22 protein-coding genes and 1 pseudogene are annotated in these 23,117 nt (G+C 74.8%); 10 read left to right on the top strand and 13 right to left on the bottom strand.

Annotated elements, in window-relative coordinates:
- Nucleotides 1-16: 16 nt before the first annotated feature.
- Both ACIGZJ_RS02770 and ACIGZJ_RS02765 read left to right on the top strand, forming a co-directional pair.
- Complete coding sequence (locus tag ACIGZJ_RS02770) at nucleotides 17-1,090, top strand: polysaccharide deacetylase family protein (RefSeq protein ID WP_396455571.1); 1,074 nt, start codon at nucleotides 17-19, stop codon at nucleotides 1,088-1,090.
- 184 nt (nucleotides 1,091-1,274) lie between these two features.
- Nucleotides 1,275-1,820 (top strand): hypothetical protein, encoded by a 546-nt coding sequence (locus ACIGZJ_RS02765; RefSeq protein WP_396455570.1) that lies wholly within the window; start codon nucleotides 1,275-1,277, stop codon nucleotides 1,818-1,820.
- Between the two features lie 61 nt (nucleotides 1,821-1,881).
- Here ACIGZJ_RS02765 and ACIGZJ_RS02760 read toward each other — a convergent pair whose 3' ends face one another.
- From ACIGZJ_RS02760 to ACIGZJ_RS02745, 4 genes and pseudogenes are all read right to left on the bottom strand, one after another.
- The gene (locus ACIGZJ_RS02760; RefSeq protein ID WP_396455569.1) at nucleotides 1,882-2,583 is read right to left on the bottom strand and encodes an exonuclease domain-containing protein; all 702 of its coding nucleotides are present in this window, start codon (nucleotides 2,581-2,583) and stop codon (nucleotides 1,882-1,884) included.
- A 153-nt stretch (nucleotides 2,584-2,736) separates the two neighbouring features.
- Nucleotides 2,737-2,973 (bottom strand): annotated as a pseudogene (locus ACIGZJ_RS02755) (Dyp-type peroxidase); the annotation flags it as partial.
- Between the two features lie 103 nt (nucleotides 2,974-3,076).
- Nucleotides 3,077-3,532 carry a GNAT family N-acetyltransferase gene (locus tag ACIGZJ_RS02750; RefSeq protein WP_396455568.1) on the bottom strand — a complete coding sequence of 152 codons (456 nt, stop codon included), beginning with the start codon at nucleotides 3,530-3,532 and terminating at the stop codon, nucleotides 3,077-3,079.
- Nucleotides 3,533-3,592: 60 nt separating this feature from the next.
- Nucleotides 3,593-4,870, bottom strand: a complete 1,278-nt coding sequence (locus ACIGZJ_RS02745) for an SAV2148 family HEPN domain-containing protein (protein WP_387951287.1) — start codon at nucleotides 4,868-4,870, stop codon at nucleotides 3,593-3,595.
- A 402-nt stretch (nucleotides 4,871-5,272) separates the two neighbouring features.
- Between ACIGZJ_RS02745 and glgX the strand changes: the two genes are divergently transcribed.
- The 3 genes from glgX (at nucleotide 5,273) to treZ (ending at nucleotide 11,804) form a co-directional block, all read left to right on the top strand.
- Nucleotides 5,273-7,405, top strand: a complete 2,133-nt coding sequence (glgX, locus tag ACIGZJ_RS02740) for a glycogen debranching protein GlgX (RefSeq protein ID WP_396455567.1) — start codon at nucleotides 5,273-5,275, stop codon at nucleotides 7,403-7,405.
- A gap of 137 nt (nucleotides 7,406-7,542) precedes the next feature.
- Nucleotides 7,543-10,077 carry a malto-oligosyltrehalose synthase gene (treY, locus tag ACIGZJ_RS02735; RefSeq protein ID WP_396455566.1) on the top strand — a complete coding sequence of 845 codons (2,535 nt, stop codon included), beginning with the start codon at nucleotides 7,543-7,545 and terminating at the stop codon, nucleotides 10,075-10,077.
- The gene (treZ, locus tag ACIGZJ_RS02730; protein ID WP_396455565.1) at nucleotides 10,074-11,804 is read left to right on the top strand and encodes a malto-oligosyltrehalose trehalohydrolase; all 1,731 of its coding nucleotides are present in this window, start codon (nucleotides 10,074-10,076) and stop codon (nucleotides 11,802-11,804) included. The genes treY and treZ overlap by 4 nt, the downstream gene beginning before the upstream one ends.
- Before the next feature lie 54 nt (nucleotides 11,805-11,858).
- On the opposite strand, the gene ACIGZJ_RS02725 is transcribed toward treZ, so the two are convergent.
- Together ACIGZJ_RS02725 and ACIGZJ_RS02720 are read right to left on the bottom strand one after the other, a co-directional pair.
- Nucleotides 11,859-12,752 (bottom strand): transketolase family protein, encoded by an 894-nt coding sequence (locus ACIGZJ_RS02725; protein ID WP_396455564.1) that lies wholly within the window; start codon nucleotides 12,750-12,752, stop codon nucleotides 11,859-11,861.
- Nucleotides 12,753-12,880: 128 nt separating this feature from the next.
- Nucleotides 12,881-13,579 carry a transketolase gene (locus ACIGZJ_RS02720; protein WP_396455563.1) on the bottom strand — a complete coding sequence of 233 codons (699 nt, stop codon included), beginning with the start codon at nucleotides 13,577-13,579 and terminating at the stop codon, nucleotides 12,881-12,883.
- Between the two features lie 56 nt (nucleotides 13,580-13,635).
- Here ACIGZJ_RS02720 and soxR point away from each other — a divergent pair, with 56 nt between their 5' ends.
- Entirely contained in the window at nucleotides 13,636-14,190 is a 555-nt protein-coding gene (gene soxR / locus ACIGZJ_RS02715; RefSeq protein WP_396455562.1) for a redox-sensitive transcriptional activator SoxR, read from the top strand.
- A gap of 78 nt (nucleotides 14,191-14,268) precedes the next feature.
- A complete protein-coding gene (locus tag ACIGZJ_RS02710; RefSeq protein ID WP_396455561.1) occupies nucleotides 14,269-14,709 on the top strand; it encodes a hypothetical protein in 441 nt (146 codons plus the stop codon).
- Nucleotides 14,710-14,795: 86 nt separating this feature from the next.
- Here the strand turns inward: ACIGZJ_RS02710 and ACIGZJ_RS02705 are convergent, their stop codons facing one another.
- Both ACIGZJ_RS02705 and ACIGZJ_RS02700 read right to left on the bottom strand, forming a co-directional pair.
- Complete coding sequence (locus ACIGZJ_RS02705; RefSeq protein ID WP_396455560.1) at nucleotides 14,796-15,320, bottom strand: GNAT family N-acetyltransferase; 525 nt, start codon at nucleotides 15,318-15,320, stop codon at nucleotides 14,796-14,798.
- A gap of 166 nt (nucleotides 15,321-15,486) precedes the next feature.
- Nucleotides 15,487-15,927, bottom strand: coding sequence for a hypothetical protein (locus ACIGZJ_RS02700; protein WP_396455559.1), 441 nt, complete (start codon nucleotides 15,925-15,927; stop codon nucleotides 15,487-15,489).
- A gap of 76 nt (nucleotides 15,928-16,003) precedes the next feature.
- Here ACIGZJ_RS02700 and ACIGZJ_RS02695 point away from each other — a divergent pair, with 76 nt between their 5' ends.
- Nucleotides 16,004-16,603: a TetR/AcrR family transcriptional regulator gene (locus ACIGZJ_RS02695; RefSeq protein ID WP_396455558.1), complete on the top strand. Its 600-nt coding sequence runs from the start codon at nucleotides 16,004-16,006 to the stop codon at nucleotides 16,601-16,603.
- 78 nt (nucleotides 16,604-16,681) lie between these two features.
- Here ACIGZJ_RS02695 and ACIGZJ_RS02690 read toward each other — a convergent pair whose 3' ends face one another.
- The gene (locus ACIGZJ_RS02690; RefSeq protein ID WP_396455557.1) at nucleotides 16,682-17,566 is read right to left on the bottom strand and encodes a LysR family transcriptional regulator; all 885 of its coding nucleotides are present in this window, start codon (nucleotides 17,564-17,566) and stop codon (nucleotides 16,682-16,684) included.
- Between the two features lie 98 nt (nucleotides 17,567-17,664).
- On the opposite strand from ACIGZJ_RS02690, the gene ACIGZJ_RS02685 reads away from it, so the two are divergent.
- Complete coding sequence (locus ACIGZJ_RS02685) at nucleotides 17,665-18,402, top strand: hypothetical protein (protein WP_396455556.1); 738 nt, start codon at nucleotides 17,665-17,667, stop codon at nucleotides 18,400-18,402.
- 72 nt (nucleotides 18,403-18,474) lie between these two features.
- Here the strand turns inward: ACIGZJ_RS02685 and ACIGZJ_RS02680 are convergent, their stop codons facing one another.
- The 3 genes from ACIGZJ_RS02680 to ACIGZJ_RS02670 are packed head-to-tail and all read right to left on the bottom strand — an operon-like array spanning nucleotide 18,475 to nucleotide 20,323.
- The gene (locus ACIGZJ_RS02680; protein WP_396455555.1) at nucleotides 18,475-19,014 is read right to left on the bottom strand and encodes a GNAT family N-acetyltransferase; all 540 of its coding nucleotides are present in this window, start codon (nucleotides 19,012-19,014) and stop codon (nucleotides 18,475-18,477) included.
- A gap of 38 nt (nucleotides 19,015-19,052) precedes the next feature.
- Nucleotides 19,053-19,649: a dephospho-CoA kinase gene (coaE, locus tag ACIGZJ_RS02675; RefSeq protein WP_396455554.1), complete on the bottom strand. Its 597-nt coding sequence runs from the start codon at nucleotides 19,647-19,649 to the stop codon at nucleotides 19,053-19,055.
- A 32-nt stretch (nucleotides 19,650-19,681) separates the two neighbouring features.
- On the bottom strand, nucleotides 19,682-20,323 hold the full coding sequence (locus ACIGZJ_RS02670) for an MBL fold metallo-hydrolase (protein WP_396455553.1): 642 nt from the start codon (nucleotides 20,321-20,323) through the stop codon (nucleotides 19,682-19,684).
- Nucleotides 20,324-20,385: 62 nt separating this feature from the next.
- On the opposite strand from ACIGZJ_RS02670, the gene ACIGZJ_RS02665 reads away from it, so the two are divergent.
- Entirely contained in the window at nucleotides 20,386-20,826 is a 441-nt protein-coding gene (locus ACIGZJ_RS02665) for a MarR family winged helix-turn-helix transcriptional regulator (protein ID WP_396455552.1), read from the top strand.
- 16 nt (nucleotides 20,827-20,842) lie between these two features.
- Here the strand turns inward: ACIGZJ_RS02665 and ACIGZJ_RS02660 are convergent, their stop codons facing one another.
- Nucleotides 20,843-23,077 (bottom strand): MMPL family transporter, encoded by a 2,235-nt coding sequence (locus ACIGZJ_RS02660; protein ID WP_396455551.1) that lies wholly within the window; start codon nucleotides 23,075-23,077, stop codon nucleotides 20,843-20,845.
- Between the last annotated feature and the right edge of the window lie 40 nt (nucleotides 23,078-23,117).

Below are 23,117 nucleotides of genomic sequence, written 5' to 3'. Positions count from 1 at the left end.
CTCAGGAGCCGCAGCCATGTCGGAGCACGCCGCCGCCCAGCGCCCCTCGCCGCCCGTCCGGCACCGCCGCCCGCTGGTCACGGGCTGCGTCGCGGTGGTCGCCGCCGCGCTGGCCCTGGTCGGCTGCGGCACCGCGAACGGGGCGCTCCAACCGCAGCCGGTCATCACCTCCTCCGGCCCGGTCGGCACGGCGCCGGGTACACCGACCCGGCCGCCCGTGCCGGTGCCGTCCGCCGCCTCCCCCTCGGGCGGCGCACCCTCCAGCGGCGCGCCGAGCAGCGCCGGGCCGAGCACCCCCGGGCCGAGGCCGAGCACCGCCGCGCCGAGCAGCGCCGCGCCGAAGCCGTCCACCGCCCGGCCGTCCGCACCCAAGCCGCCGCCCGCCACCTCCAAGGCGCCCGCCCCCGCGAAGCCGCCGTCGAGCGCCCCGGCCACCAAGGCGCCCACCGCCGCGCCGACCCCGCCATCCGCACCGCCCGCGAGCGGGGTGTCGACCTCGGTCGTCCGCTCCACCGCCTCCGGCGGGCGGACGGTGGCGCTCACCTTCGACGACGGCCCGGGCACCGCCACCGGCCAGGTCCTCGACCTGCTCGCCCAGTACGGCGCCAAGGCGACGTTCTGCCAGATCGGCCAGCAGGCCGCCGCCAACCCGGCCATGGTCCGGCGCATCCTGGCGGCCGGCCACCGGCTCTGCGACCACAGCGTGCACCACCCGCAGCCGTTCGCCTCGCTCCCGCACGACAAGGCCGAGTACGAGATCTCGGCCGCCCGGGACATGATCGTCCAGGCCGGCGGCCCGGGTACCCGGGTGGGCTGGTTCCGCGCCCCCGGCGGCGGGTTCACCACCGACAACCAGCGGATCGCCGCGGAGCTCGGCCTGCGGCCGCTCGGCTGGTCGGTAGACCCCCGCGACTGGTCCCGCCCGGGCGTCCCGTCGATCGTCTCCACCGTGCAGAGCCAACTCAGGCCCGGCGGCGTGGTGCTGCTGCACGACGGCGGCGGCGACCGCAGCCAGACCGTCGCCGCGCTGCGGCAGCTGCTGCCCTGGCTCGTCGCCCAGGGGTACCGCTTCGACTTCCCCGCGAGCTGATCCGGGACGGCGCGGAGCCGGCCGGCGGCGCAGCACGGGGAGGCGGGTGGACGGGTGCTGCGCTAGCGTGAAATCGCGGTCCGATCAGGTCGATCCGGACCGGACCCCCCGAACCCCCTCGAACCGCCAAGGGCCGACCAGCCTGCGGGACGGGCAGCCGTGCCACCTTCCGCCGGGAGTGACGATGGCCAGTTACGACACCGCCAAGGCGAGGGCCTTCGCCCACGCCACCACGACCGCCCTCACCGGCGTGCCGCTCGACGCACCCGAGGACCACCCGCTGCGACAGGCCGGCAGCCTGCCGATCCAGGTGTGCGTGTGCGTGACGGATCCCTGTGACTGCGACGGCCACCCGATCATCTGGGTGGACGAGGCCGCCGTGCGCAGCCGCGCCACGACGGGCCGGCTGACGAGCGGCGGCGACGAGGTCTTCCACTTCGCGATCGACGTGGACGCGTCGGCCGTCGTCGAGACCTTCAGCCGGGTCAAGGCGTCCGAGGCCGCCGGGCTCACCGGTGCCGCGCGCCCCGCGGCGCCCCCGCCCTACATCGTGCGGCGCCGGCCGGACGCGGCGCGCAGCACGCGGCGGGACAGCCCGTGCCACGGCGCCGGAGGCCCCACCACACTCAGCGCCGACGCCGGCTGCAACGACATCGAGATCACGGAGAGCGGCGCCACCTACTGCTTCGCCGAGAGCAGCGAGCACTACTGCATCTACGTGCTCTGCTGAGCGGCGGGCCCCGCCTTCAACCCGGCCTTCAACCCGGCCTTCAGCACGGTCGGCGCAGCCCTCAGCGCAGCGGCCAGCGCGGGTCGATCACCGCCTGCGGGTCCTTGGATCTGCGGAGCCAGGCCTCCAGGCTCTCGGCCCACGCGTGGTGCCAGTCGATCTGACGGGCGTGCAGCTCGGCCAGCGGGACGTCGCCGACCTCGCCGGGGTAGCGCTCGGCGAGGGCGACGGCGACCCGGACGGCGGCGAGCGCGTCGCTGCCGGCCTCGTGCGCGTCGGTCAGCTCGACGCCGTACACCTCGCAGACCCGCTGGAGGGTCCGGGAGCCCTTGCGGTACTTGTCGACGGCCCGGTCGATCACCAGTGCGTCCAGGACCGGCGCGACCGGCCCGCCGAGCCGCTCGGCCAGCGGCGCCAGCCCGTACCGGCGCAGTTCGGCGTCGAGCAGCGAGAGGTCGAAGGGCGCGTTGAAGGCCACCACCGGGCGGCCTGCGGTGAGCCGCTCGCACAGGGCGGCGGCTATCTCGTCCACCGCCTCCTTGGCCGAGCGGCCCTTGGCGCGGACGAGGTCGTCGCCGATGCCGTGGATCGCCTCCGCCTCGGCGGGGATCGGGACGCCCGGGTCGACCAGCCAGCCGGTGGCGCTCAGCCGGCGGGCTCCGACGGTGTCCACGAGGGCGGCCGTGACGATGCGGGACACGGCCGGGTCGGTGCCCGTGGTCTCCAGGTCGAAGCCGACCAGTGGCTGCTGCCACCAGCTCATAGGGGTGTGTCCTTCCGTCCTGCTGGTCGAAACAGCCCCTATCATCACCCGCCCCACCGACAATGCCGCCGGTGGGGCCGTCGGGTGCGGTGCTCGGACGGCGGCGAGCAGCCCGCGGCCGAGCCAGTCGGCCTCGTCCGCGACCCCGGGCAGGACGTGGAAGTAGCCGCCGCCGGTGGGCCGCAGGAAGCGGGCCGGCGGCTCGCCCGCGAGGCGGGTCTGGACGGCCTCGAACTGGCGGGAGAGGTCCTGCTGGTAGCAGCAGAAGGCCAGGCCGAGCTCGGGCTCGCCGTGCTCGTCGAGGCCGCGGTCGTAGTTGAAGGCGCGGCGCAGGATGCGGCTGGCGCGGGTGGCGTCGGTGCGCGGGTTGGCGAGCCGGATGTGCGCGTCGAGGGCGGTGACGGCGCCGTCCGGGTCGGGCGGCGCCGGGCCGGGGGTACCGCTGTCAGCGCCCGCGGCGGCGGGCCCGACCGGGCCCGGGGGCCTGCGGGGCTCAGCCGGCCGCCGGGCGGAGCAGGTAGACGTCGATCGGGTCCTCGGACTCCAGGACGAAGCCGTGCCGTTCGTAGAGCCGGCGGGCCGGGCTGCCCTGGAGGACGTTCAGCCGGACCGGCTCACCGGCGGCGTCGGCCTCGGCGAGCAGGGTGCGCAGCACGGCGGAGCCGAGGCCGCGCCCCTGGTGCTCGGGGGCGAGGTAGAAGTGCTCCAGCAGGCGGCCGCCCGGCTCGGCGGGGCGGACGGTGACGCAGCCGGCGAAGGCGCCCTCGACCAGGACGATCGAGGTCCAGCGGGTGGAGAAGGACTCCCGCAGCCGGCGGCGGACCCGGTGCCCGTCGTAGCGGCCGAGCCGTTCGAGGTCGGGTCGCAGGACCAGGGCGCGCAGTTCGGCGACGGGTTCGATGTCGGCCGCCTCGGCGGGGCGCCTGGTCCAGTCGGGGGTGCTGTTCACCCCGGCAGTCTTCCAGCCGCCCGGCCCGGAGGTCCGGGCGGGCGGCCGCCGGAGCGGGCGTCAGGAGACCGGCCGGGAGTCCCCCCAGACGCCCTCGAACTCCTCCCGGTAGACCTCCAGCAGCCCGGCGTCCGTCCCGCCCGGCTGCTGGCCGGCGCCGCCGCGCAGCACCAGCGCGGGCGACTCCATGCCCCGGGCGCGCCGCAGGTAGGGCTGGACCACGCCGAGGTCCCGGGTCTGGCGGCGCGGGCCGCCGGCCTGGCCGGCCGGGCGCGGCCCCTCGACCAGGTAGGCGGTGAAGCGCGGGGTCTCGTCGAAGACCCGGATCTCGAATCCGCCCTGGTCGCGCAGCCGGGCCCGGACCCGGCGCACGTGCATGATGTTCATCTCGATCGCCCGGGCCAGCTCGCCGCGGCCGAGGCCGAGCTCACGCTCGCGGCGGCGGACGGCGCTGCTGGCCGGGTTGAGGAAGAGCAGCCGGACCCGGCAGCCCTCGGTGGCCAGCCGGACCAGCCGCTTGCCGGTGTAGTTCTGGCAGAGCATGCCGAGGCCGATGCCGAGCGCGTCGAGCCGCCGGGCGCCGTCCAGCAGGTCCTCCACCGGCAGGTCGCGCTGCAGCCTGACCCGGTCGGCGTGCACCGCGACGACGTCCGCGTACCGGCCGGCCACCAGGGACTCCACCACGTCGGCGGGCACCCCGCCGGTGCCGCCGTCGAGCACGGCGAGCAGCCGGGCGGCGGCGCGCTCGGTCTGGGCCAGGACGGTCTGGGTGAGGACGCGGTTGCGGGACACCACGTGCCGGGCGACCTCCAGCTCGTCCAGGGCGAGCTCGATCTCCCGGCGGTCGGCGAGGTACGGCTCGAAGCAGGGCCAGTGCTGGACCATCAGCTCGCGCAGCTGGGGCAGCGTGAGGAAGACCAGCGGGTCGTCGTCGGCCGGGTCCAGCAGGTAGCCCTTGCGGCGGCTGACCTCGCGGACGGCGCCGGCCCGGTGCGCCCACTCCTCGCCGACCGGCCCGGCGGCGGCCGTCACCCAGTCCTCGCCGTGGGCGGGGGCGTAGATGGGGTGCAGCACCTCGTCGACGAGGGAGCGCAGCCGCTGCTCGACCAGGTTGAGCCAGACGTACGCCCGCCCGGCGAGCCGGACCCGCTGGTAGGCGTCCTCCCACTCCGCGCCGGACCAGGCGAGGGCCGGTATCTCGACCGGGCCGCCCTGGGCGGGCACCACGGCCCGGCCGGTCAGGGCGGGGCGCATGACCACGGTCGGCGCCTCGCTGCGGGCGGCGCCCCGGTCGGGACGGTCGGGCCCGCCGCCTCGGCCGCCGGCGGGGAACACCATGCGCCACCTCACCTGGTTCCTGACGAAGCCGCTGCTCTTGCCTGGGCTGCTGCTTCTGCTGGGGCTACTGCTTCTGATGGATCGCCACGAGCGCGGGGCGGCCGGACGATCAAGGGTACTGCCCGCCGCGAGCCGCTCGCAGCCGGTTGGCCGAGGGCCGGGGCCCGCCCCACCCGCCCCTACCGGCCCAGGGAGGCCCCCCGGACACCCGTTCGGGCGAACAAGTGGCAAATGGCCCCGCTGTCGGGGGACGCGTCGGGGAGTATGCGGTCTGTGCCGTGCATCACGGTGCGCGACCGCCGCACATGCCCGGCCGCCCGGCCGGGAAGACAGCGTCCAGGTCCGGGGCGGAGTACCGCATTGCGGGTCAGTTCCCGTTGTTGGCAAGGAAGTTGAGGACTCATGCAGGTCTGGCCAGGGCAGCCCTACCCCCTCGGTGCCACCTACGACGGGGCCGGCACCAACTTCGCGGTGTTCTCCGAGAGCGCCGACCGGATCGAACTCTGCCTGCTCGCCGAGGACGGCTCGGAGACGGCCGTGGAGCTGCGCGAGACGGACGCATTCGTCCGGCACGCCTACCTCCCGGGCGTCCAACCGGGCCAGCGGTACGGCTTCCGCGTCCACGGCCCGTACAACCCGGGCCTCGGCCAGCGGCACAACAGCGCCAAACTGCTGCTGGACCCGTACGCCAAGGCGATGAGCGGGACCATCGACTGGGACGAGTCGGTCTACGGCTACCACTTCGGCGCGCCCGAGCGCCGCAACGACCTGGACTCCGCCCCGCACACCATGCACTCGGTGGTGATCAACCCGTACTTCGACTGGGGCACCGACCGGCCGCCGCGCACCGAGTACCACCGCACGGTGGTCTACGAGGCCCATGTGAAGGGCCTGACCAGGCTCCACCCGGGCATCCCCGAGGAGATCCGGGGCACCTACGCGGGCCTGGCCCACCCCGCGGTGATCGAGCACCTGGCCAAGCTCGGGGTCACCGCGATCGAGCTGATGCCGGTGCACCAGTTCGTCCGCGACCACCGGCTGCGCGACCTCGGCCTCGCCAACTACTGGGGCTACAACACGGTCGGCTTCTTCGCCCCGCACTCCTCGTACTCCTCCACCGGGGACCGCGGCCAGCAGGTGCAGGAGTTCAAGTCGATGGTGAAGGCGCTGCACGCGGCCGGCATCGAGGTGATCCTGGACGTCGTCTACAACCACACCGCCGAGGGCAACCACCTCGGCCCGACGCTCTCGCTGCGCGGGCTGGACAACGTCTCGTACTACCGGCTCGCCCAGGACCAGCGGTTCTACGAGGACACCACCGGCACCGGCAACAGCCTGCTGATGCGCAGCCCGCACGTACTGCAGCTGATCATGGACTCGCTCCGGTACTGGGTCACCGAGATGCACGTCGACGGCTTCCGCTTCGACCTCGCCGCGACGCTGGCCCGGCAGTTCCACGAGGTCGACCGGCTGTCCTCGTTCTTCGACCTGGTCCAGCAGGACCCGGTGGTGTCCCAGGCCAAGCTGATCGCCGAGCCCTGGGACCTCGGCGAGGGCGGCTACCAGGTCGGCAACTTCCCCCCGCTGTGGACGGAGTGGAACGGCATGTACCGGGACACCGTCCGGGACCTGTGGCGCGGCGAGAACGCCACCCTCGCCGAGTTCGGCTCCCGGCTCACCGGCTCCTCCGACCTCTACCAGGACGACGGCCGCCGCCCGATCGCCTCGATCAACTTCGTCACCTGCCACGACGGCTTCACCCTGCGCGACCTGGTCTCGTACAACGAGAAGCACAACGAGGCCAACGGCGAGGACAACCGGGACGGCGAGTCCTTCAACCGCTCCTGGAACTGCGGCGAGGAGGGGCCGAGCGAGAATCCCGCGGTCGAGGAGCTGAGAGCCCGCCAGCAGCGGAACCTGATCGCGACCCTGATGCTCTCCCAGGGGGTGCCGATGCTCTCGCACGGCGACGAACTCGGCCGCACCCAGGCCGGCAACAACAACGCCTACTGCCAGGACAACGCGCTCTCCTGGGTGCACTGGCCGCAGGAGGACGGCCCGGCCGCCCGGCTGCTGGAGTTCACCCAGGGCATGATCTGGCTCCGCCGGGACCACCCGGTGTTCCGGCGCCGCCGCTTCTTCCACGGCCGGCCGGTGTCGGGCCGCCCGACCTCGGGGGCGAGCCAGGACCTCACCGACATCGCCTGGTTCACCCCCGGCGGGGAGGAGATGACCAAGCGCAACTGGGGCGCCAGCTACGCCAAGTCGCTCACCGTGTTCCTCAACGGGCACGCCATCTCGGAGCCGGACCGGCGCGGCGGGCGGATCGTCGACGACTCGTTCCTGCTGATGTTCAACGCGCACTTCGAACCGCTGGAGTTCACCGTGCCGGCCGACCACGGGCAGGAGTGGCAGGTGGTGGTCGACACCGCGCAGCCCCGGCTGCCGGCGCCGGGGACGGGGGCCCGGGTCAAGGCCGGGGACGCGCTCTGGCTGACCGACCGCTCGCTGCTGGTACTGCAACGCCCCGCCTGAGCGTCCGCCGCCCGCCGTCCTCCGCCCTCCGCCCGCCGTCCGAAGCCGGCACTCGGCGGTTCGTGACGGCGGGTGGTTCACCTGTTCGGATCAGCAACGGGTCTTGGTGGCGGGCTCGCGCGGGTAGTCATGGACACATGACCTCCGCCGCCGAGCCCGCTCAGCCACGCCCGGCCGCCGTACCGTCCCGCCCGGCGCCCCCGCCCCCCGAAGCGCCCACCGCCAGCTACCGCCTCCAGCTCCAGCCCGGCTTCACGCTCCACGACGCCGCCGCCGCCGTGCCCTACCTCGCCGCCCTCGGCGTCTCGCACCTCCACCTCTCCCCGCTGCTGGAGGCCGCGCCCGGCTCCACCCACGGCTACGACACCGTCGACCACACCCGGATCAGCACCCGGCTCGGCGGCGAGGCCGCACTGCGCGCGCTGGCCGCCGAGGCCCACCGGCACCGGCTCGGGCTGATCGCCGACGTGGTGCCCAACCACATGGCCGTCCCCGTACCCGAACAGCTCAACCAGCCCCTGTGGCAGGTGCTGCGCGACGGCCCCGACTCGCCGTACGCGCGCTGGTTCGACATCGACTGGACCGCCCAGCCGGGCCCGAGCGACGCCCCCGGGCGCGGCCGGGTGCTGCTGCCGCTGCTCGGCGACCGGCTCGGCGCGGTCCTCGGCGAGCTGGCCGTCGACGGCGGCGTCCTGCGCTACCACGACCACGCCTTCCCGCTGCGGCCCGGCACCGCCGGCCTGCCGCTGCCCGAACTGCTCGGCCGGCAGTGGTACCGGCTCGGCTGGTGGCGGCTGGCCCGCACCGAGCTCAACTACCGCCGGTTCTTCACCGTCAACGAGCTGATCGCGCTGCGGGTCGAGGACCCGGAGGTGTTCCGGGCCACCCACGCGGTGCTGCTGCGCCTGCACGCCGAGGGCGTCCTGGACGGCTTCCGGATCGACCACCCCGACGGCCTCGCCGACCCGGCCGGCTACCTGCGCAGGCTCTCCGAGGCCACCGGCGGCGCCTACACCGTGGTCGAGAAGATCCTCACCGGGCCGGAGCGGCTGCCCGCGGACTGGCCGTGCGCGGGCACCACCGGGTACGACGCGCTGCGCCGGATCGACGGGGTGCTCACCGACCGGGCCGGCGCCGGGCTGCTGGCCGCACACTACGAGCACTTCGTCCGGGGTGCCGCCGAACCGGGCCGCGCCGAAGCCCGCCTCACCGACCCGGACACCGCCGACCCGGACACCGCCGACGCGCACCCCGCCGACGCGCACCCCGCCGTCGCCGCCGCCCGGCGCGGTCGGGCCGACATGACCGGCCCCCGGGGCGAGCTGGCCGCCGAGGTCGACCGGCTGGTCCGCCTCGCGGTCCGGATCGGCGCCGCCGAACCCGCCCTCGCCGACCACGCGCCCGGCCGGCTGCACGACGCGCTCCAGCGGGTGCTCAGCGGCTACCCCGCCTACCGCCCGTACGTCCGGCCCGGCGAACCGGACCCGCCCGACTCGGTCTCCGCCGAGCAGATGCGGGCCGCGCTGGACGGCTCGGACGACGCCACCGACATGCTGGTCGCGGATCTCGCCCTCGGCCTGCTCGGCCGCGGCCCCGAGAAGGACGAGTTCTGCGTCCGCTTCGCGCAGACCGCCGCCGCCGTCGCCGCCAAGGGCGTCGAGGACACCGCCTTCTACCGCTGGAACGCCCTGCTCAGCCTCAACGAGGTCGGCGGCGAGCCGGCCCGGCCCGGCCTGGCGCCCGCGGAGTTCCACGACTGGTGCCGGTTCGTCGAACGCGACTGGCCGCACACCATGACGGCGCTCTCCACCCACGACACCAAGCGCAGCGCCGACGCCCGCGCCCGGCTCGCCGTCCTCGCCGAGCAGCCCGGGACCTGGGCCGCCGAGGCCGCCGCCTGGTCCACCGCGGCCGGCCCCTGGGCGGACCGGGACAGCGACTGGCTGCTCTGGCAGACCCTGGTCGCGGCCTGGCCGATCGGGTCGGACCGGCTGGTCACCGCCGTGCTCAAGGCCGTCCGGGAGGCCAAGCTGCACACCTCCTGGACGGCCCCCGACGCCCGCTACGAGCAGGCCCTCACCGACCGCGTCCGCGCCGTCCGGTCCGACCCGGGGCTGCTCGCCCGGATCGAGGGGTTCGTCCGGGCGATCGCGCCGTACGCCCGCGCCAACACGCTGTCCGCGGCGCTGCTGCACCTCACCGTGCCGGGCGTGCCCGACCTGTACCAGGGCGGCGAGGAGCCGCTGTACACCCTGGTCGACCCGGACAACCGGGAGCCGGTGGACCTGGGCGCGCTGGCCGTACGGCTGACGGACTCCGCCACCCCGCGGGCCGACGACCCGGCCCGGGAGAAGCTGCACCTCACCACCACCGCCCTGCACCTGCGGCGGGCCGGCCCGCTGGGGGCGTACCGGCCGCTGGCCGCCGCCGGCCCCGCCGCCGACCACCTGCTCGCCTTCGGGCGGGGCGACGGCGTGATCACGGCGGTCACCCGCCTCCCCAGCGGCCTGGCCCGGGACGGCGGCTGGCGGGACACCGCGCTGGAGCTGCCGGGCGGCGGGCGGTGGACGGACCGGCTCACCCAGCGGTCCTTCGCACCGGGCGCGGTACCGGTGGCGCAGCTGCTCGCGAGGTACCCGGTGGCGCTGCTGACCAGGAGGAGCGGGGCATGAGGACGTACCAGGTGTGGGCCCCCTCGGCCGCCGAACGGGTCGAGGTGGAGGTCGCGGGCGAGCGGCACCCCCTGGCCCCGGACACCGGGCGGGACGGCTGGTGGCACGGCGAGGCGCCGACCGGGGACTACGCCTTCCGGCTCGACGACGGACCGCCGCTGCCGGACCCGCGCTCGCCCCGGCAGCCGCACGGCCCGGACGGGCCCAGCCGGCCCGTCGACCACGCCGCGTTCCGCTGGTCGCAGACCGGCTGGCGCGGCCGTCCGCTGCCCGGCGCGGTGCTGTACGAGCTGCACATCGGCACCTTCACCGCCGCCGGCACCTTCGACGCCGCCGCCGAACGGCTGGACCACCTGGTGGAGTTGGGCGTCGACTTCGTCGAGCTGATGCCCGTCTGCCCGTTCCCCGGCAGGCACGGCTGGGGCTACGACGGCGTCTCGCTCTGGGCGGTGCACGAGCCGTACGGCGGACCGGAGGGGCTCAAGCGCTTCGTGGACGCCGCGCACCGCAAGGGGCTCGGCGTCGTCCTGGACGTGGTGCACAACCACCTCGGCCCGTCCGGCAACCACCTGCCCGCCTACGGACCGTACTTCACCGACCGCCACCACACCCCGTGGGGCTCGGCGGTCAACCTGGACGCCCCCGGCTCGGACGAGGTCCGGGAGTACCTGATCGGCAGCGCGCTGGCCTGGCTGCGCGACTACCGGATCGACGGCCTGCGGCTGGACGCCGTGCACGCCCTCGCCGACGACCGGGCCGTCCACTTCCTGGAGCAACTCTCCGGCGCCGTCGACACGCTGGCCGCCACCAGCAACCGCCCGCTGTTCCTGATCGCCGAGTCCGACCTCAACTCCCCGCGCACCACCGCCCCGCGCGAGGCCGGCGGCCAGGGCCTCACCGCCCAGTGGAGCGACGACCTGCACCACGCCCTGCACTGCGCCCTGACCGGTGAATCCCAGGGCTACTACGGCGACTTCGCGCGCGAGCCGCTGGCCGCCGTCGCCCGGACCCTCACCCGGGGCTTCTTCCACGAGGGCGGCTGGTCCTCGTTCCGCGGCCGCGGTCACGGCCGGCCGTTCCCTCCCGCCCACGGGCACCGGCTGCTCGGCTACCTGCAGACCCACGACCAGATCGGCAACCGCGCGCTCGGCGACCGAATCTCCACCGGGCTGCCGCCCGGCCGGGTCGCCGCCGGGGCCGCGCTGGTACTGACCTCGCCGTTCACCCCGATGCTGTTCATGGGCGAGGAGTGGGGCGCGGCCACCCCGTGGCAGTACTTCACCGACCACACCGACCCGGGTCTCGCCGAGGCCGTCCGGCAGGGCCGCCGGCGGGAGTTCGCCGAACACGGCTGGCAGGCCGAGGAGGTGCCGGACCCGCAGGAGCCGGCCACCGTGCTGCGGTCCGTCCTGGACTGGACCGAGCCCAAGCAGACCCCGCACGCCGAACTGCTCTCCTGGTACCGGCGGTTGATCCGGCTGCGGCGGGAGCGGCCCGAGCTGGGCGACCCGGATCTGGCGGCCGTCCGGGTGGAGTACGACGAGTCGGCGCGCTGGCTGGTGGTGCACCGGGGGGCGTACCGGATCGCGGTCAACCTGGGGGCCGTCGCCGCGCGGGTGCCGCTCGGCGCGGCCGGGCGGGAGCTGGTGGCGGCCTTCGGCGACTGCGTGCCCGACGGTGCGTCGGTGCGGCTGGGGGCCGACTCGGTCGCCGTCCTCCGGGTCTGAACCACCCGTCAGGGATGGGCCCTTGGGGCGCTGTGGCGTCCCGGCGGGGGCCGGTCACCAGAGGAAGGTGCCGATCCGCTCCCGCAGCGAGGCCGCGTCCAGGCCGTAGGCGGCCAGGTGTTCGGGGATCGAGCCGTAGTGGCGGTGCTCGTCGCGCGGCACCCCGAGGCCGAGGACCCGGTGCGGGCGGTCGTTCAGTGCGGCGTGCGCCTCGTTGTTGGAGGTCCCCGCGAGGTACGGCTCGACCAGCACCACGTCCGCCCGGCCACCGGCCGCCGCCCGCAGCCCGGCCGCGTCGAACGGCCGCACGGTGGCCGCGTACAGCACGGTCACGTCCAGCCCCACGGTGGCCGCCAGCACGGCGTCCAGCATCGGGCCGACCGCGAGCACCACGCCCTTCGAGCCCTCGCGCACGGTGGTGAAGCGGCCGGGCTCGACCGGCACGGCGGCGGCGTTCTGGTGCGCGGAGAGCCGCACGTACACGGTGCGGTCGCCGTCCGCGGCGGCGTGGCGCAGCAGCTGCTCGGCCTCGTCCGGGTGGCCGGGCACATGGACCGTCCAGCCCGGGAGGGTGTCCAGCAGGGCGACGTCCCCCGGGGCCATGTGGGTGCGGCCGCCGGCCGGCCAGTCGTAGGAGCCGGACGCGCTCACCAGGACGGCCCCGACGCCCTGGTGGGTCAGGTCCAATTTGACCTGCTCGAAGGGGCGTTCCACCAGGAAGCTGGCGAAGGTGTGCGCGATCGGGCGCATCCCGGCCAGGGCCAGACCGCCGGCCGCGCCGATCAGCAGCTGTTCGCGGATGCCGACGTTGATCACCCGGTCCGGGTGCCGCTCGGCCGCCTCGGTGAAGCCGGAGGCGCTGATGTCCGCGAGCACCACGGCCAGCCGGGGGTCGTCGTCGAGCAGGCGGGCGGTGACATCGAGGAAGCGGTCGCGCATGGTGTCCATCGGTGGATCCCCTACTGGTGAGCGGGTCTTGGCGGTCCCGGCCCGGGTGCCGGACGCGGACGGTGCAGTCGGTGCAGGCAGTGCAGTTGGTACAGGCGGTGCAGGCGGTTCGAGCCGTTCGGCGGGGCTCAGGAGTTCTTGGGCTCCACCCGGGCGACCACGACGTGCGGCCGGCCGGGGTGTTCGGCGGTGAACGCCGCGTGCAGCGCCTCGTGGTCGCGGCCGTCCACCGTGGCGGTCGACCAGCCCTCGGCGGCGAACCGGGCCGCGATCCCGCCGTTCCAGCCGTGCGTGGCCGAGGAGTTGTCGATGACCACCACGTGCAGCCGGTCCAGCCCGTAGGCACCGGCGAAGGCCACCGCCTCGTGGTTGGAGCCCTCGTCGAACTCCGCGTCCCCGACCAGCACCCAGACCGCCGGGTCGGCGAGCCCCTGGGCGCGCAGCCCGAGCGCCGTGCCGACACCCAGCGGCAGGCCGTGCCCGAGCGAGCCCGCGGCGATCTCCACCCCGGGGATGAGGGTGCGGTCCGGGTGGTGGCCGAGCGGCGAGTCGTACCCGCCGAAGCTCGGCAGCACCTCCGGGGAGATGAACCCCTTGGCGGCGAGCACCGCGTAATAGGCCATCGGGCCATGGCCCTTGGAGAGCAGGAAGCGGTCCCGGCCCTGGTCCTCGGCGGTGGCCGGGGAGACCCGCAGGACCCGGTCGTAGAGCACCCAGAGCACGTCCAGCGTGGAGGTGGCGGCCGGGCCGTGCTTCTCGGCGCCGGTCATCAGGCCCATCAGGCCGGGGAGGTCGTCGAAGGCGGTTTCAACCGTTGCTGTGGTCATGCCCTGAATCCTGCAACTTGAAGTCGACTTGAAGTCAAGCGGCTACAGTGATCTCCATGACCGCCCCCGACGCCTCGCCCGGAGCCGCCACCGCGGCCAGGCCGAGCCGGCACGACCTGCTCACCATCGGCCAACTCTCCGAGCGCAGCGGCCTCGCCACCTCCGCCCTGCGCTACTACGAGAAGCTCGGCCTCGTCCACGCCACCCGCACCACGGGCGGCCAGCGCCGCTACGTCCGCACCACGCTGCGCCGGGTCGCCTTCGTCCGCGCCGCCCAACGGGTCGGGCTCTCCCTGGACGAGGCCAAGGTCGCCCTGGACCGCCTCCCGGAGAACCCCGCGCCCAGCGGGGAGGAGTGGGCCGGCGTCGCCGAGTCCTGGCGGAGCCGGATCGACGAACAGATCGCGGAGCTGGAGCGGTTGAAGGCCAAGCTCAGCGGCTGCATCGGCTGCGGCTGCCTCTCGCTCAACCGCTGCGCCCTCTACAACGCGGACGACCGCGCCGCCGCCGCCGGACCGGGCGCCCGCTACCTGCTCACCCGCGACCCGTCGACCGGTCCGGAGCCCGCCCCCCAGGCCCCGCGCCGGCCCGCCCGCCACCCGTCCGGGTGAGCGAGCGCCGGATGCCTTCGCGTACGCCGCACCCGCCGCGAGGATGGGTGCATCGACACCACGTCCTGGAGGCATGAGATGGCGGACACCAGAGCCCTGCGGATCCGTGCGCGCGGCTCGCTCCTGGGGGTGCGCGGGGGCGGGGTCTTCGCCTTCCTCGCCGACGAACCGCCGGCCCTGTTCCTGATCGGGCCGGCCGGCGACGGGACGGTCCTGATCAGGGAGAAGGACTCCGGGCGGATCCTCGCGGCCGAGGCGGCCGAGGCGGGCGGCCAGGTCGTCCTGACCGCGGCGGAGGGCGGCGCCGCACACTCCCGCTGGGCCCTGTTCAGGCTCACCGAGGACGAGCAGCCGATCGCCGTGGACACCGTCGACGGATCCGGCCTCTACATCCTCCGACTCGCGGGCACCGGGCTGCACTTCGGGCGCTCCTGGATCGAGGACAAGTCGCTGATGCCCAAGCGGGTCGTCCTCACCGACGAGCAGCAGCAGGAGCCCCTCTACGTCACCTTCGCCTGACGGGCGGCTGAACTCCATTGGCCCGGCGGGGAGTCGGCACCGCCGGCGGGTCATGGACCGGAGCGCCCCGACCTCCCGTGCGGGGCTCAGTCCGGGCGGGCGTCCCCGCGCAGCAGGCTGTAGCGGACGATGTCGCGCCACCGGCCGTCCCGGAACACCAGGCTGCGCTGCACGCCCTCGCGGGTGAAGCCGCACTTCTCCAGGGCGCGCTGCTCCGCGAGGTTGGCGGACTCGGTGTCGGCCTCCAGCCGGACCACCGGGGAGTGCGCGAACAGGTAGTCCACCAGCAGGCGTTGGGCCTCGGTGCCGATGCCGCGACCGCGGGCGTCCGGCACCAGCTGGATCCCGACGTTCCAGTACGGCGCGGCCGGCACCACGGCTCTGCGCCGCCACGCGACGAACCCGCGGAACTCCCCGCCCGAGACCACCGCCAGCTGGGACTGCTCCTCGCCCAGCAGCCCGTCCTCCGCCCACCTGCGCCGCAGGCGCCCCGGATCCGCCCAGCCGTACCACTGCAACGGCCCGACGGCCTCCGGATCGGCCAACAGCGCTTCGAGGAGCGCGAGATCGGCCTCGGAGACCGGCCGCAGGAACACCTGTTCGTGGCTCATCCGGCCACTGTAACGACCGGCGACCGCCCCGTACGCACCCTTGTGGACGACAGGGGGAGAACCCGGTCGGGGAGTCCCGGAATCTCACAACTCCACCCCACGGAACGGGGAGTGGGACGTCGGACCTGCCGACCTCCCACTCCCCCTTCGGCGCGCACCCCTCGGTTCAGACGGCCGCGGCGACCGCGGCCGCGAGGAACACCGCCTGGAGGACGGTACGGGCCGGCAGCGGCGTCACCGGCTTTCCGCCGAGGGTGAGCCCGCTCCGGGCCGCGTACACGTTGGCCGGGAACATCGCGATCATCAGCAGCGCCAGGCAGGCGGCGGCGAGGGACGCGAGCGGGGGGACGAGCAGGCCGGCCGCGCCGGCCAGCTCCAGGACGCCGGTGAGGGTGACCAGCAGCGCGGGCCGCGGAAGCGCCGGCGGGATCATCCCGACGAAGTCCCGCCGCCAGGACGGCACGAAGTGCGGCACCCCGGTGGTGACGAACAGCAGCGCGAGGGCGCCGCGCAGGGCGGGCTGCCAGGCGTCGAGGCCGTCGATCACGAGCAGGCCGAGCAGGCGCAGCACGGCAAAGCCACCGACGAGGGCAATGAGCGGGATCATCCCGTCCTCCAATCACTCAATCTTGTCACTGGCAAGATTGCGGCAGGCGCAGCTATCTTGTCAATGCCTAGATAGAATGGAACGGCCCCCGAACGATTGGAGAGCAGCGGTGGGACAGACCGACCAGCCGAGCTACCACCACGGCAACCTGCGACGTGCCGTCCTCGACGCCGCCCTGGCGGCCATCGCGGAGTCCGGCCCGTCCGGGTGGAGCCTGCGCGAACTCGCCCGGCGCGCAGGGGTGTCGCACGCGGCGCCGGCGCACCACTTCGGCGACAAGACGGGGGTGCTGACGGCCGTGGCCGCCGAGGGCTTCGAGCTGTTCGCGGACAGCCTGGAGCGCGCGTCCGGCGACCCGTTCGGCGCGGGCGTCGCCTATGTGCGGTTCGCGGTCGACCACCGCCCGTACTTCGAGGTGATGTTCCGGCCCGAGCTGTACCGGACCGACGACCCCGCGATGGCCACGGCCCGGGAGCGCGCGGGCGCGGTGCTGGCGGCGAGCGCCCGCAGGCTGTCGCCGGACGGGGAGGACGACCGGACGACGACGATCGCCACCTGGTCCCTGGCCCACGGCTTCGCCGGCCTCTGGCTGAGCGGCGCCCTCCCGGAGAGCGCGGACGGCGACGTCGAGGAACTGGCCCGCACCGTGCTCCAACTGGTGTTCAGGCGGGAGTGAGCGCGGGGACCGAGGGCGGGGCTGAGCGCGGTCGCGGATCCCCCGGTGCGCCGCCGCCCGAGCCCCCGGCAGGTGGGCTCAGCCGGCGTCCAGCAGCCGGGCGAGCAGCGCCGCCGGCCCCTCCGGGAGGCTGCCGCGGACCAGCTCCGTCCGGTGCACCAGGCGCGGGGCGTGGACGGGGACGGCGACGAGGCCCGGTGCGCCGGACAGGGCGGCGGCTGGGAGGGCCGCGAGGCCGTGGCCGGCCGCGACCAGGGCCAGCAGACCGCGGACATCGGTGCCGAGATAGCGGGTCGCGCAGCGGAAGCCGTCCACCCCGGTGGCCGCACGCAGGCGGTCCGGGCGCGGGGCGAGGTCCGGGGCGTCGAGCCAGCGGGCGGCGGAGAGGTCGGCGAGGGCGAGGCCGGGGCGGCCCGCCAGCGGGTGCCCGGTCGGGAGCGCCACGGCGAGCGGCTGCTCGGCGACGGCCACCGTGCCGAGCGGGCCGACGTCGGGGAGCGGAAGCGGGTCGCTGGGGGCGGCGAGGCCGTCGATCAGGGCGAGGTCGACCCGGCCGGTGGCGACCTGCGCGGGCAGCGCCTCCTGGGCGAGCACCCGGACGACGAGGTCGACCCGCGGGTGCACCCGGCGGACCTCGGCGAGGGCCTGCGCCAGTCCGGCGGTCACCGCCAGCGGGGTGGCGCCGAGTACCAGGCGGGCGCTCGGGGCGCCGACCAGGCGGGTGATGTCGGCGCGCGCCGCGTCCAGCCGGACCAGCAGCGGGCCGGCGTGCTCCAGCAGCCGCGCGCCGGCCTCGGTCGGGCCGACCGGGCGGCGGTGCAGCAGGGCCGCGCCGAGATCACCCTCCAGCGCGGCGATCTGCTGGGAGACGGCCGACTGGGTGTAGCCGAGCTCCCGGGCCGCCTCGGAGAAGGAGCCGAGGCGGGTGACGGTGACGAAGGTGCGCAGCAGGTGCGGGTCCATGGGGACAGGAGTATCAGAGTCCCGGCATCAGATCCTCTGATCGATGGGTAAGAAATCATCGTTGGTGCTGATCCGCGGGCGGGGGCGAGGATGGCCGCATGACGTACCTGACCCCCCGCATCGCCCTGGTCGGCGACCGCTCCCCCGCCGTCCGCTCGCACGCCCGGATCCCCGGTCTGCTCGACGCCCTCGCCGAGCGCGACCAGCTCGTCCTGGACGCCTACTGGATCCCGACCGAGGACGCCGGGACGCCCGCCGCGCTCGACGGCTTCGACGCGATCTGGCTGCTGCCCGGCAGCCCCTACCGCAGCGAGGCAGGCGCCCTGGCGGCCGTCCGCACGGCCCGGGAGCGCGGCATCCCGTTCCTCGGCACCTGTGCCGGCTTCCAGCACGCCGTGCTGGAGTACGCCCGCAACGTCTGCGGCATCGGCGGCGCCGCGCACGGCGAGTCCCACCCCGAGCTGGACGAGCTGCTGATCGTGCCGCTCACCTGTTCCCTGGTCGGGCACGAGGGCGCGGTGGAGATCGCCCCGGGCTCGCTCGCCGAGCGCGTCTTCGGCACCACCCGGACGCTGGAGCGGTACCACTGCGCGTACGGGCTGAACGCCGACTACCTGGAGCGGCTGCGCGAGCGCGGGCTGCGGTTCAGCGGCATGGACGACTCCGGTGAGATGCGCGTCCTGGAGCTGCCCGGCCACCCGTTCTTCCTGGCCTCGCTGTTCCAGCCCGAGCTGGCGGGCGACGGCACCCGGGCCCACCCCGCCGTCCGTGCGCTGGCGGCGGCCGCGGTTGAGCACGCCGCCGCCGCGGAGCGTGCGGCGGCCGTCCGGGCCTGACGCGGCCCGGCCCGCGAGCACCCGCGCCCGTGCCCGCGCCCGCGCCCGCGCCCGGCAAGGTCCGACCCGGGCTCACATGGGCAGCGAGCGCAGCCGGACGGCTCCCACGGGCCAGTCGGCGCCGTCGTGCAGGGGCGTCCACATCGTCCGCAGCGGCATCACCACCACCCGCCCCTCGGGCTGCTCCACCGCCACCTCCCCGTCCAGCTCCCGCCAGCCGAGCCGCCGGTAGAGCGCGACCAGCGGCGGGCGGCAGAACAGCAGCGCGTGCCGCGGACCGAGCGTGCGGGCGTGGCCCAGGGCCGCCCCGACGACCGCGCGCGCCAGGCCGCACCCCCGCAGGTCGGGGGCGACGGCCACGCCGCCGACACCCACCACCTCGGTGTCGAGGCCGCCCACCGTCAACGGCAGCCGTCGCAGCCCGGTGTGGGCGGCCAGCCGGCCGTCCTGCCGCCGGATGCCGAAGTGGATCTCCTTGGGCAGCCAGGTCAGCCCGGTGTCCGCGACGCCGAACGGGTCGGTGCCGGAGCCGAGGATCTCGTCCTGGTCGGCCCTGGTGTACTGCGCGAGCGGCGTCACCGCCGGAGGTATGGAGGCAAAGTGATCGGTCATCGGACCATGATCCCCCGCCCGGCCGTGCCATGGCCAGGTCAGGCCTGACGCCCCTTCAGCTCCGCCCAGAGCTCCGCGACCCGGGGGGCCAGGTCCTCCAGCGGGCCGCTGTTGTCGATCACCAGGTCCGCGATGGCGAGCCGGTCGGCCCGGGTGGCCTGGGCAGCCATCCGGGCCCGGGCCTCCTCCTCGGCCATGCCGCGCAGCCGGACCAGCCGGTCGATCCGCACCGGGTCCTCCGCGTCGACCACCACGACCAGGTCGTAGAGCGGGCCGAGCCCGTTCTCGGCGAGCAGCGGGACGTCGTGGACGACCAGCGCGCCCGGGGCCGCGGCCGCCTCCAACTCGGCGGACCGGGCCCGGACCAGCGGGTGCACGATCGCGTTCAGGGCCTTCAGCCGCTCCGGGTCGGCGAAGACCACGGCCCCGAGCGCCGGGCGGTCCAGCGAACCGTCGGCCCGGAGCACGCCGGGCCCGAACTCGGCGGCCACCGCCGCCAGGCCCGGCGTCCCGGGGGCGACCACCTCACGGGCGATCACGTCCGAGTCCACGATCACCGCGCCGTGGGCGGCCAGCAGCCGCGACACCTCGCTCTTGCCGGCACCGATACCGCCCGTCAGTCCGATCTTCAGCATGGCGTCAGGCTACCGGCGTCCACGGCGCCCGGTCAGCCCAGGTCGAGGCTCTCGCCGGCGGCCAGCGCCGATACCTCCGCCCCGGTGCCGGGCCCGCCGGGACCGACCAGCCGGGTGTGCACCGCGAGGCCCGCCGGGCTGAGCACCGCGTCGTGGATCGGCAGCGCCCGGCTCGGGCCCGCCTCCCGGACGTAGTCGATCAGCTCGGACACCTTGGTCCACGGCCCCGCGATCGGCAGCAGCAGCGTCTCCACCGCGTGCGGCGGCACGGTCAGCGCGTCCCCGGGGTGGAAGACCCGGCCGTCGACGAGGAAGCCGATGTTGCGCACCAGCGGGATCTCGGGGTGGATCACCGCGTGCCACTCGCCGTGCACCGAGACGCCGATCCCGCCGATCTCGAAGGCGTCGCCCTCGCCGACCACGGTGACCCGCTGCGCCACGCCGTCCAGCTGCTCGGCCACCGCGCGGTTGGTGTACACCCGCAGCTGCGGGTCCGCCGCCAGGGCGGCGCGCAGGGCGGCCGCCTCGAAGTGGTCGGCGTGCTCGTGGGTGATCAGCACGGCGTCCGCACCGGCGAGGGCGGCGGGCTCGGTGAACATCCCGGGGTCGATGACGAGGGTGGTTTCGCCCTGTTCCAGGCGAACACAGGCATGGCCGAACTTGGTCAGTCGCATGGGCCAGACAATACAGCAAAGCTGTACAGCTGCGCTGTATAGTTTCCGGGTAGGATTCCGCCATGACCGAAGAGCCGAACAGCACCCCGGGCCCCGAGGCCCTGGAGCTCGCCGCCGACCTGCGCACCGCCGTCGGCGAGCTGGTCCGCGCCCTGCGCTCGGACGACGGGCTGCCGCAGAACCAGGCCGCCGTCCTCGGCCTGCTGGTCCGCGACGAGCGCGCGTACACCGTCGCCGAGCTGGCCGCCCGCCAACACGTCCGCCACCAGTCAATGGCCCGCACGGTCACCCTGATGACCGGATCCGGGCTGGTCGCCCAGCAGCCGCACGCCACCGACGGCCGCAAGCTGCTGATCGCCGCCACCGAATCCGGCCGGGCCGCACTGTTCGAGCAGCGGGCCCGACGGGAGGCGCGGATCGCGGCGGCCATCGAGGCACGGCTCACCCCCGAGGAGCGGCGGACCCTGCGCGACGGCGTCGAACTGCTGCGCCGACTGCGCTGAACCGGTTGCCCCCGGGCTACTGCGTCGAGACCGCGGGCCCCGAACCCGCCAGAACGGGCGCCGGGCGCTGCCCCGGCAGCACGGCCGGCTCGATCGTCGGCAGGTCCACGTGCTCGCTCAGCCCGAACCGGTTGTGCAGGCGGCGCAGCGGCGCCGGGGCCCACCAGTTGAACTCGCCGAAGAGGCTCATCGCGGCCGGCACCAGCAGGCAGCGCACCAGCGTGGCGTCGACGGCCACGGCGACGGCGAGCGCGATGCCCATCTGCTTGACCATCAGCATGTCCCCGAGCGCGAAGCCGGCGAAGACGATCACCATCAGCAGCGCCGCCGAGGTGATGATCTTCCCGCTGCGCTGGACGCCCAGCTCCACGGCCCGCGTACAGCTGTGGCCCTTGTCCCGCAGCTCCTTGATCCGGGCCAACAGGAAGACCTCGTAGTCCATCGACAGCCCGAACGCGAAGGCGAAGACCAGCACCGGTATGAAGGTCTCCAGCCCGCCGGTGGGACTGAAGCCGAGCAGCCCGCTGAAGTACCCGTCCTGGAAGACCAGGGTGAGCGCGCCGAGCGAGGCGCCCAGCGAGAGCAGGTTCATCAGCAGCGCCTTGACCGGCATCACCACCGAGCCGGTCATCAGGAAGAGCAGCACCAGCGTGCCCAGCGCCACCAGGCCGAGGGCGATCGGCCCCCGGGTGAGCAGTTCGTGCTGGAAGTCGACGATCGAGGCGGCTCCGCCGGTGACGTGGGTGGTGAGACCGCCGCGGTCGGCACGCAGCTCCTCGACCACCTTCTTGGCCTCGCCGCCCTGCGGGTCGCCGTGCACCAGCACGTCGATGGTGGAGACCTTGTCGCTCACCGGGCTCACGGCACGGACGGCGCTGACGCCGGGCAGCTTGGCCACCACGTCGTCCGCGTAGGCCTGGGCGACGGGGGCGCCGCCCTCGACGACCACGGTGATCGGGGCCGCCGAGGCCAGCGGGAAGCGCTGGTCGACGGTCTCGGCCACCTGGCGGCCGGCCGAGGAGGCGGGCAGGACGGCGGCGCCGGAGCTGCGCATGTCGGCGTGCAGGAACGGCGCCCCGGCGGCCATCAGCAGGGCGACGCAGGCGAGCGCGACCGGCACCGCGCGCTTGCTCACCCGGCGGACGGTGCGGCTGAAGAAGCCCTCGTCGGGGACGGGCGCGGTGGGGGTCTTGATCCGGCTGCCGGCGAAGCCGAGCAGTGCCGGGACGAGCGTGAGCGCGGCCGCGACGGCGATCACCACCACGCTGACCCCGGCGGCGGCGACCGCACCGAGCACGGGGCTGGTGAAGACGAAGAGGCCGGAGAGCGCGACGGCGACGGTCAGTCCGGAGAAGGCGACCGTCCGTCCGGCGGTGGCGGCGGTCCGCTCGACGGCCGCGGCGATACCCGCGCCGTGGCCGCGTTCCTCGCGGAAACGATTCACCATGAGCAGCGCGTAGTCGATGGAGAGGCCCAGCCCCAGCACGGTGGCGATCGGCAGCACGCTGGTGTCGATGTCCATGATCTTGCTGAAGCCGAACATCGCGAGCAGCGCACCGCCCACCGAGGCGACGGCGCCGATCACCGGCAGGCTGGCGGCGGCCAGACCGCCGAAGACCAGGACCATGACGATCAGGGTGAGCGGCAGGGTGACGATCTCACCGAATCTGGTGTCCCGCTCGGTCTGCTTCTTCACCTCGTCCTGGAGCACGAGGTCGCCGCCGACGGTGACGTGCGCGCCGTCGGCGCCGATACCCGCAAGGCGCTGGGTGACGGCGTCGGTCTGGGCGGTGGTGCTGTCGTCGGCCATCCGGACCGAGACCAGGCTCGCGGTGCCGTCCGCCGAGCGGAGCGCGGCGCCGGCCGGGCCGGACCCGTAGGCGTCGGTGGCCGAGGAGACCCCGGGCAGGGCCGCGATCTCGGCGGTGGCCCGGGTGACGGCGTCCCGGACGGCCTGGTCCTCGACGGGCCTGCCGTCCACCACGGCCGTGACGGTGCCCTTGGCCGGATCCGCCGCGGTGACCACCGCAGAGCCCCGGTCCGCCTCGGAGGCGGCCGAGGAGGCCCCCGCCACCGAGCCCTCGAACACCCGTCCGCCGATCAGCACGCCGACGACCAGGACCACCGCCCAGAAACCGAGCACCCAGCGCCGGTGCCGGAAGCAGAACCGGCCGAGGGCGGCAAGGCGTCCGGCGACCTTCGGGTCGTCGGACGTACGGGGGGAGGGGGTCACTGCGGTGCTACGGCGCATGTGTGGGGGGTGCCTAGCGTGTGGGGCCGGGTGAGCGACC

The sequence above is a fragment of the Kitasatospora sp. NPDC052868 genome (assembly GCF_044547105.1).
Taxonomy (GTDB): Bacteria; Actinomycetota; Actinomycetes; order Streptomycetales; family Streptomycetaceae; genus Kitasatospora.
The sequence above is the reverse complement of the archived record's forward strand: the minus strand, read 5'-3'. Positions and strand labels throughout refer to the sequence as shown.